The 8,880-nt window shown below is 30.4% G+C and carries 10 protein-coding genes; 7 read left to right on the forward strand and 3 right to left on the reverse strand.

The genetic code is table 11. The features are described 5' to 3' along the window. Positions 1-478: 478 nt before the first annotated feature. Entirely contained in the window at positions 479-706 is a 228-nt protein-coding gene (locus EP747_RS05190) for a hypothetical protein (RefSeq protein ID WP_235832764.1), read from the forward strand. Between the two features lie 261 nt (positions 707-967). Here EP747_RS05190 and EP747_RS05195 read toward each other — a convergent pair whose 3' ends face one another. Both EP747_RS05195 and EP747_RS05200 read right to left on the reverse strand, forming a co-directional pair. Beyond that, a complete protein-coding gene (locus EP747_RS05195) occupies positions 968-1,192 on the reverse strand; it encodes a hypothetical protein (RefSeq protein ID WP_098428941.1) in 225 nt (74 codons plus the stop codon). Between the two features lie 195 nt (positions 1,193-1,387). After that, positions 1,388-1,618 (reverse strand): hypothetical protein, encoded by a 231-nt coding sequence (locus EP747_RS05200; RefSeq protein WP_088010581.1) that lies wholly within the window; start codon positions 1,616-1,618, stop codon positions 1,388-1,390. Positions 1,619-1,977: 359 nt separating this feature from the next. Between EP747_RS05200 and EP747_RS25310 the strand changes: the two genes are divergently transcribed. The 3 genes from EP747_RS25310 (at position 1,978) to EP747_RS05210 (ending at position 4,312) form a co-directional block, all read left to right on the forward strand. Beyond that, a complete protein-coding gene (locus EP747_RS25310; protein WP_419179271.1) occupies positions 1,978-2,130 on the forward strand; it encodes a putative holin-like toxin in 153 nt (50 codons plus the stop codon). Positions 2,131-2,270: 140 nt separating this feature from the next. After that, positions 2,271-3,632: an NAD(P)/FAD-dependent oxidoreductase gene (locus EP747_RS05205; protein WP_129688850.1), complete on the forward strand. Its 1,362-nt coding sequence runs from the start codon at positions 2,271-2,273 to the stop codon at positions 3,630-3,632. A 29-nt stretch (positions 3,633-3,661) separates the two neighbouring features. Next, the gene (locus EP747_RS05210; protein ID WP_129688851.1) at positions 3,662-4,312 is read left to right on the forward strand and encodes a histidine phosphatase family protein; all 651 of its coding nucleotides are present in this window, start codon (positions 3,662-3,664) and stop codon (positions 4,310-4,312) included. 67 nt (positions 4,313-4,379) lie between these two features. On the opposite strand, the gene EP747_RS05215 is transcribed toward EP747_RS05210, so the two are convergent. Next, positions 4,380-5,333 carry an LCP family protein gene (locus EP747_RS05215; protein ID WP_129688852.1) on the reverse strand — a complete coding sequence of 318 codons (954 nt, stop codon included), beginning with the start codon at positions 5,331-5,333 and terminating at the stop codon, positions 4,380-4,382. 402 nt (positions 5,334-5,735) lie between these two features. Between EP747_RS05215 and EP747_RS05220 the strand changes: the two genes are divergently transcribed. From EP747_RS05220 to EP747_RS05230, 3 genes are all read left to right on the forward strand, one after another. After that, entirely contained in the window at positions 5,736-7,307 is a 1,572-nt protein-coding gene (locus EP747_RS05220; RefSeq protein ID WP_129688853.1) for an L-lactate permease, read from the forward strand. Between the two features lie 235 nt (positions 7,308-7,542). After that, entirely contained in the window at positions 7,543-7,671 is a 129-nt protein-coding gene (locus EP747_RS05225; protein ID WP_129688854.1) for a YjcZ family sporulation protein, read from the forward strand. Positions 7,672-7,876: 205 nt separating this feature from the next. Further along, on the forward strand, positions 7,877-8,880 hold a 1,004-nt coding region (locus tag EP747_RS05230), incomplete at its 3' end, for a KamA family radical SAM protein (protein ID WP_129688855.1).

Below are 8,880 nucleotides of genomic sequence, written 5' to 3' on the forward strand. Positions count from 1 at the left end.
AATTGATATATCAACCAAAATCACTTGTTTATCAATAAAATGACAGATAAAACAATAATAAATATACTCTTTTTCATAGAAATTCATTAAGGTTTGTATTTTCAATATTGACAACAATATATTTCAACACTCTGAAGACTCCTAGTTTACCTAAGAGTCTTTTTTTATTAAATAAATGATCTGTATAGGTAAAGACTTTTTAAAAATCAATTGGATGAAGAGTTCAATCATTTATGAGTAAGATAATTTTACCTAAGTGCTTTTATATAACTCATGAACCCGTTATGAGTAAGTAATTAACAGATTATAGCTTTTATACAAACTCATGAACCCAAACAAAAAAATGACTCAAGACAATTTTGAGTCATTTTGATTTTGGTTAAATTAATCAAATCAATACAGATTCAATGAAAATTACTGTAAATTAAATTCGTATTAAGGGCAGAATATAAAAATATATTCTAAAGGAGTGATTATTTTGGGAGATAAAATTGATTTTTCTGAAAAAATACATATAGGTGAATTAATTGCTGTTTCTAATGTTTACGGTTTAACGCCATATACGCTTCTTTTAGAACTTGAAAAAGGTAATATTGAAGTTTTTCTTTCTATAGATGAATTTAACGCAAAATACAGTGATACAACTGATTTGGACTGGTGTCAATTAAATAACGGTAAAGTTTTCTCTAAAAAGATTGAAGAGTAAAACGGTAAATTCTTGGGATTTTTGCTGAATTAAATACAGAAATAGATTTACATTCTAATAAAAATTATTTTGTTTTTCGTATTACATTAAAGGAAATACAACTTCTATGGATTCAGGTTCATCAATCTAACAATCGATCAGTGGTAAAAGTTATAAGAGGTAAAAGAGAAGTAATTTGCAAAACATATTTTGATTTGATTGCTTTTAGTGACTTATCAATTTTTCATTTGATAGAATTTTACGTAACACTTAATATTGCCTTTAACTTCTTTTATTCAATACGATCTCTCCGAACATGGCCAATTGATCATTATTTAAATTATCTCTATCAATATTCGGTAGAACAACTGATATCAGAAAATTAACTTCGCTGTTTAACCGAGTTATCTCTTCTAACAAATGAATTTGTATTCCTTTCATTTCGTTGATTACCTCAAGATACAAATCTTCTTTATTACAATTGAATTCATTATTTTTACTGCTCATATCAAACACCTCCAAAGAAAATTATTCGTTGCAAATGCTTCAATATCCTTTATGTATACAGCTTTTTTAATTTCAAAAAAATTAATTTTTACAATCTTTAAGATTAATTGCATTTTTTTTTGCGTTTTACAAGGCAGTAAAATAAAAAAACTCAGCCAATAATTTTAGATTTTGGCATGAGTAGGATTACTTAATTCATTCCCCAATATTATCTTCAAACCACTCCTGAAGCTCTTTTAAAGAAGTAAAGGAGAAAATTTCTTCTCCGTTTTGACCATTATCAATACCGGTGTTTCCCCTTAAAGTAATTTGTCCTTCTTCTCCAGAAATTAATATTGCATAAGGGTGGTTTATATTTATGTACCTTGCATCTAAATCATTATCAATCCAATTCTTACTATTCAAAAATGCTTCAAAATGATCCATTTAGATTCCTCCTGTCGGAAATATTATTCCAATTATTAACAAAAATAGACCTAAAAAGGATTATGGAAGAAATTGGTTTAACGGTAAAAATGAACTAATCTTCATGGAAATGAAAAGAAAGAATGAACAAAAGCCAACTAAGTCACCTAGTACTTTTATGAGTATGGTTCCAAGATTATCTGCAAAAATTCCAATAATTTCCGTATATTTAGTAAAGATTAGAAAATTATAGTAAAAGGAAAAAGTTTACATAATGGGGGAGACTTAATTGATTCATAATTCCACTTTTTCTTTTACTAATTAGCATTTTTCAAGGGAATTTTCAAAAATTAAATAATATAAAAATAAAAAATAGTTGAATGTATAGGACAAACTTGGTTCCGGGAAGGCTTAAAAGTAAGGAGGCGGTTTGTATAATTACTTTCGAAGTTTTATCACTATTGATTAGCTTTGGTATGTTTGTGATCGCCATTTTAGAATTTAAAGATAAGGATAAGAATAAAAATTCTTGAACACGCTTAGGAACACGCTAAATAAGGCGTGTTTTTTTTACTAAAGATATTACCTCCCAATTAAAATTTGAGGATTTCACTTAAGTATAGTAACTATTGTACAATTAGAATAAGTGAAAAAATCAAGTAGGTGAAAAAAGATGTATGATATTACAATTATCGGTTCAGGTGTAAGTAGCATTTTTTTAGCATATACATTATTACAATCAAATCAAAAAGTATTAATACTTGAAAAAGGAAAGTCTTTAGAAGAAAGGGTCTGTGCTATAGACAAAGGCGGAATATGCAATTGCGATGTTTGTGGTAAATATTATGGCTTTGCAGGACTTGGTAAATCAGAAGGGAAATTTAACTATTCATGTGATTTTGGGGGAGAATTAGCTCAAAAGGTTGGCAGAGAAAATCTTGAACAATTAATGAAAGAGGTTGACGATCTATTATGCCTTTTTGGGGGAGGTTCTGTACAAAAATATTCTACTGTAAATGAAAATTTGGCTAAAAAAGCCGAGGATTGCAAGTTACATATGTTAACTACTGAAGTTAGACATCTCGGTACGCGTCTTTCAACAGAAATATTCAACAGACTATATAACGAATTATCTAGTAGGATTGATATTCGCTTTGAAGTTGATATTCTAGATATTAAAAAGGAGAATAATCTTTTCTATTTGGATACTAACTTAGGAAAATTCGAATCTAAAAATGTAGTATTTGCAACAGGTAGATCCGGAACAGAATGGTTAAATGATCAGTGTACTTCACTTGGAGTTAAACAAGGTAGAACTCGTTTAGATTTAGGGATTAGAGTCGAAATGAAGGAACAACAGCTTCGCTCAATTTTACAAGATACATTCGAAACGAAACTTGCTTTTGAATTTGATGAATTGATTTCAACTACATATTGTATGAATCCAAAAGGTAGAATCGTTCGAAAGTTTCAAGAAGGATTAGTTATGCCAGATGGACAAAATTTTAGGGAAAAAGAATCAGGAACAACTAATTTAAATTTTACTTTATTCACACCTAAATATTTTCCTTCACTAAAAGAAGCAAATCTTTACGCTAATAAAATTATAGGAAAAATAAATAATGGTATAGATCGTATCGTCGTTCAACGATTAGGTGATTTACTAAACGGTGAGCCTACAACTAATGTGAAAATGGAAAAAAACAGTATAAAGCCAACATTAGATGCCGCTTGCGGTGACCTTAAAAATGAAGTTCCTAATTTATATTTGAATATTTTACAAGGATTTTTGAATCAGTTGGAAGAATTTATTGGAGAGACAATTGATAGGGATACACTTCTTTACGGAATGGATGGAAAGTTTTATTCACCGATTATCGAAACAAATTCAAATTTTCAAACGAGTTTAGAGGGATTATTTGTAATTGGAGATTGCTCTGGAGTTACCCACTCGTTATCTCAAGCAGCGGCTAGTGGGATTTATTTAGGTAAGGTTTTGGCAAATAGGGATCAATATTTAACTTGTTTTAACTAGATTTTAAAATTCACATTGTGGGTGATTAGATGAAAAATAAAATTCATTTATATTTAATTAGACATGGTGAAACTTATTTAAATCGTTATAAAAGAATGCAAGGATGGGCAGACAGTCCATTAACAGAAGAAGGAAAACTAGTAGCGATTGAATGTGGAAATAGATTATCAGATATCCAGTTTGACCGGGTATATACTAGCGATTCAGGTAGAACTGTTGAAACCGCAGAATTAATTTTACAGCAGAATAATTACGAAATTCCTGTAATTAGAAAAACAAAAGCCTTCCGAGAGTCCTTTTTTGGTAGTTTTGAAGGAGAATTCTCAGCAGTAGCCTTAGGTAAAGTCGCAAATGATCACGGTTATACTTCCTTTAGAGAACTATTAATAAATCGGTCCCTTGAAGATATTACAAATTTTATCAAAGAGTCTGATCCATACCACCATGCCGAAAGTTACTCCGAACTATGGGATCGAATTGAAAAAGGGCTAAATGAACTAATTATCGAAAATAATAAAAACGATGAGAATGTATTAATTGTCACTCATGGAAATACAATTCGCAATATCGTAAAAAAGTTTTCAGAGGAATTTAATATCGAATTAGAAATAAAAAACGCTAGTATTACAATCTTGGAATACTCATCTGATACATATAAAGTAATTTCTTTTAATCAATAATTTACTAATAAAAATAAACAAAAAAGAGAAGGATTACACCCTTCTCTTTTTTGTAAAGTTCAATATATCATTTATTTTTCAACTTTTTGCTACTATTTTTACTATTTATTACTGGCGCAGGAGCTTTAAAAAATTGCTTGATTGATTGTCTGTTCTTAGAAAAGTTTAATTTTAGTACTGCTCCTGAATGTTCAACAGTTTCGTTTGTAAAACCAGCATCTACAGGAATACTTAAGCGATCAATTTTTTCTATTGGTTGAGAAAATGCAATTGAAGCAAGCGAAATTATTTCATCTAATTTTAAGTCAGTTGAAACATATTTTGTTGTTTCGTCTAATAAAAGAGGTACTCTAGCGATCCCACCAAAAGTATTTAATTTTTCTTTAACGGCACTTACGACTTTTAACAATACTTCTTGCTGGCGTTGAACTCTTCCAAAATCATTATCATGATCATGTCTAAAACGTACGTATTTTAAGAGCTGTTCACCATGTAGTTTATTTTTTCCAGGCTTCATTTTTAAGTTCATATCATTAATTATTGATTGACTAACATTAACTGTTATACCTTCTGGAACAAGAGTATCTACAATCCCAACAAAACCTTTAAAATCGATTATAACCGTATGGTCAATGGGAATACCGAGATTATTATAAATTGTTTCTTTTAGTAGCTTTTCTCCACCTAGATTATAGGCCTGATTAATTTTTCCGTAACCATACTTATAGCCGTTAATTTTAACATATGAATCCCTTAATATTGAGGCAACTTTTAAAGTTCGGTCTTCAACATTATATTGGACTACTGCAATACTATCTGATCGCGAGTTTTTTTCACCTCGAGAATCAACGCCTATAACAAGGAAAAATAATGAGTTTTTTAAAAGTTTATTTTTAAAGCTCATTTTTTGCTCACTTAGTGGATTTGATTGGCTTTGGCCAGGATCTGATGGTTTAATTTGACAACTGGTTAGAAAGAAAACAAGAAAAGAAAGAAGGCATATTCGCAAGAACTTTGACATGAATCTATTACTCCTTCTATATGATAGTTGGTCTATATATGTAATTTAGTATATATTTCCCCTCTAATATTTTGAAAATACATAACAAAAAAGGAAAATAAAAATATACCGTTTTTTTCTATAAATGGAAATAATTGTTGATTGTTATGAAAAAATACTTAGTATAAAATTAAGTTTGTTAATTAATTCACAAATGAAAACGAAGAAATTAGTAAATTTATATATTTTTTTATCACAACTTGTGAAATTATTCACAATTTGTATGGCAGTTGAAATAATATTAATTCTTTTTTAAGGAATATTAAAAATAAAAGCGTTTGTTGAGTTATTTAACAAAATAATTAGGTTGGATGCTAGATTTTGAAGGTAAAATCTAAGAACCTAAACAAAGGAGTAAACCAAATGTTAGTAGATAGTTTTAATCCATTTAATAATCTTGCAATTTCAGCAATAGTTGCGGCTGTACCGATTCTTTTATTTCTTTTATGTTTAACAGTATTAAAAATGAAAGGTATTTATGCAGCGTTATTAAACCTTGGAATTACGTTTATAATCGTACTAACTATCTTTAAATTACCAATCGGTGAATCAGTCGGAAGTGTTACTCAAGGTACCATTCAAGGGTTATGGCCAATTGGTTATATCATTGTAATGGCTGTATGGTTATACAAAATAACTGTAGAATCAGGGAAGTTTGATATTTTACGTAGCAGTATAGTTGGTATTTCGAGTGATCAACGAATCCAGTTTTTATTGATTGGATTTTGTTTTAACGCATTTCTTGAAGGGGCAGCAGGTTTTGGAGTACCGATTGCTATTTGTGCGGTATTATTAGTTTCAGTCGGTTTTAAACCATTACAAGCAGCTATGCTTTGTTTAATTGCAAATGGTGCATCTGGTGCGTTTGGAGCAATTGGAATACCAGTGGGAATTATTGATACATTTGGATTACATGGTGTAACTTCAATGAAAGTTTCAATCATGACAGCACTAACATTACCAATTATTAATTTTACGATTCCATTTCTGTTAGTTTGGTTAATAGATGGATTTAAAGGAATTAAAGAAATTTTACCAGCAATTTTAGTAACCTCAATTACTTATACAGTTTCTCAAGCAATTATGACAATCTTTTTAGGTCCAGAGTTAGCAGATATTATTCCTTCATTATTAACAATGGGTGTTTTAGCATTATTTCTTAAAAAATGGCAGCCTAAAAATATTTTCTTACTAAATGGGAAAGATTTTAAAACTGAATCTTATTCAATGGCTGATGTGATTAAAGCATGGTCACCATTCTATTTACTAACAATTTTCGTATTAATTTGGAGCTTAAAATCATTTAAAGGTTTATTTGCTGAAGGAGGAGCTCTAGCATCTACAGTAATAAAATTCGTTGTTCCAGGTTCTACAATAAATGTCAGCATTGATCTAATCGGAGCAACAGGTACTGCAATATTATTAGCAGGATTAGTTACAATTTTCTCTTCTAAATCAATTAATGTAAGTAAGGGGTTATCTCTACTTAAAAAAACAATTTCAGAATTTTGGATACCAATCATAATGATTTGTGCAATTATTAGTATCGCAAAATTGATGACATATGGAGGATTAACAAGTGCTTTAAGTCAAGCAGTTGCACACACTGGAGATGCATTTCCATTCTTATCTCCTATTTTAGGATGGATTGGGGTATTTATGACTGGTTCTGTCGTAAATAACAATACTTTATTTGCTCCAATTCAAGTTTCAGCTGGTAATATTTTAGGTACAAATCCTTCGTTATTAGTATCAGCAAATACTGCAGGTGGGGTAATAGCAAAACTAGTTTCACCTCAGTCAATTGCAATCGCAACAGCTGCAGTAGGTGAAACAGGTAATGAATCGACATTAACTAAGATGACTTTAAAATATAGTTTTGGATTACTAGCATTTGTTTGTATTTGGACATTTATATTATCACTTATTTATTAAGTTAAAAAGTCTTGAGAGAAGTTTTCTCAAGACTTTTTTATTTCTTAAAGTTGATTTTTCGCAAATTGATTACTCATTCAAAGGACCCTTAAGTTTAGCTCTTACGATAATGTTCATATCCAAAAATCTATTTAATTTTGCACGAAATATAGTCAAATGCCTATGTAACAAGGATTGTGAATATTACATATACTTTATTGTGATTTCTAAAAGTTAAGTGAAGGAGGCAATCTATATGAAGGGATATTCACCTTACTACGGCGGAGGCCATGGTTGTGGCTGGGGATGCGGCGGAGGATTTGCGTTAATCGTTGTATTGTTTATTTTATTAATTATCATCGGTGCGTCTTTTGTAACTTTCTAAAAACTATTGAGCGTCAGCCACAGATACCGACTAACAACTAGTTAGTCGGTTTATTTCATTTTACATGGATTTCAAAATGTTTTTTTGAATTTTACTCTTTTCACCAACTTTTTATTAAGTGCATATAAAGAAGTAGGTATATAACTAGAAATTTTTACTTAATTTTGTAAATTTAAATTGTCCTATTAAACAAGGAGGACCATAAATGAAAAATCAACTTTATAAACCTCAAAGACATTGGAAAGATATTCCTCTATGGAAAGATGTTACGGATGAACAATGGAACGATTGGCTATGGCAATTAACGAATACAGTCAGAACATTGGATGACTTGAAACAAGTAATCGATTTAACGAAGGATGAAGAAGAAGGTGTAAGAATATCAACTAAAACAATTCCTTTAAATATTACTCCATACTATGCTTCTTTAATGAATCCAACCGATCCACGCTGTCCCATTAGAATGCAATCTGTACCAATTAGTAAAGAATTAAATAAAACAAAATATGATTCGGAAGATCCACTAGGAGAGGATGATGATAGTCCAGTTCCTGGATTAACTCATCGTTATCCAGATCGAGTGCTTTTTTTAGTAACAAATCAATGCTCAATGTATTGTCGCTACTGTACAAGACGTCGATTTTCGGGGCAAATTGGTATGGGAGTACCGAAAAAGCAATTAGATGAAGCAATTGCATATATACGTGAAAATGAAGAAGTAAGAGACGTACTTATTTCAGGTGGAGACGGTTTATTAATTAATGACAATATTTTGGAATATATTTTAAAAAATTTAAGAGCAATTGATCATGTAGAAATTATTAGAATTGGCACTAGAGCACCCGTAGTATTCCCTCAAAGAATTACTGAAAACCTATGTGAAATATTAAAAAAATACCATCCAGTATGGTTAAACACACATTTCAATACGAGTATTGAAGTAACCGAGGAAGCAAAAAAAGCGTGTGAAATGCTTGCAAATGCTGGCGTTCCAGTTGGGAACCAATCAGTTATTTTAACAGGAATTAATGACAGCGTACCAATTATGAAAAAGTTAATGCATGACTTAGTAAAAATTAGAGTCAGACCATATTATATTTATCAGTGTGATTTATCAGAAGGAATTGGCCATTTTAGAGCACCAGTTGCAAAAGGGTTGGAGATTATTGAGGGGTTACGTGGTCACACTTCTGGTTATGCTGTACCTAC

The organism is Gottfriedia acidiceleris, assembly GCF_004138285.1.
In the GTDB taxonomy this organism is placed as follows: Bacteria; Bacillota; Bacilli; order Bacillales; family Bacillaceae_G; genus Gottfriedia; species Gottfriedia acidiceleris_A.

Excerpts from the sequence above, each read along its gene's own strand:
- EP747_RS05195 (WP_098428941.1), bottom strand. The coding sequence starts at position 1,192 with ATGAGCAGTAAAAATAATGAATTCAATTGTAATAAAGAAGATTTGTAT.
- EP747_RS05200 (WP_088010581.1), bottom strand. The coding sequence starts at position 1,618 with ATGGATCATTTTGAAGCATTTTTGAATAGTAAGAATTGGATTGATAAT.
- EP747_RS25310 (WP_419179271.1), top strand. The coding sequence starts at position 1,978 with ATGTATAGGACAAACTTGGTTCCGGGAAGGCTTAAAAGTAAGGAGGCG.
- EP747_RS05205 (WP_129688850.1), top strand. The coding sequence starts at position 2,271 with ATGTATGATATTACAATTATCGGTTCAGGTGTAAGTAGCATTTTTTTA.
- EP747_RS05210 (WP_129688851.1), top strand. The coding sequence starts at position 3,662 with ATGAAAAATAAAATTCATTTATATTTAATTAGACATGGTGAAACTTAT.
- EP747_RS05215 (WP_129688852.1), bottom strand. The coding sequence starts at position 5,333 with ATGTCAAAGTTCTTGCGAATATGCCTTCTTTCTTTTCTTGTTTTCTTT.
- EP747_RS05220 (WP_129688853.1), top strand. The coding sequence starts at position 5,736 with ATGTTAGTAGATAGTTTTAATCCATTTAATAATCTTGCAATTTCAGCA.
- EP747_RS05225 (WP_129688854.1), top strand. The coding sequence starts at position 7,543 with ATGAAGGGATATTCACCTTACTACGGCGGAGGCCATGGTTGTGGCTGG.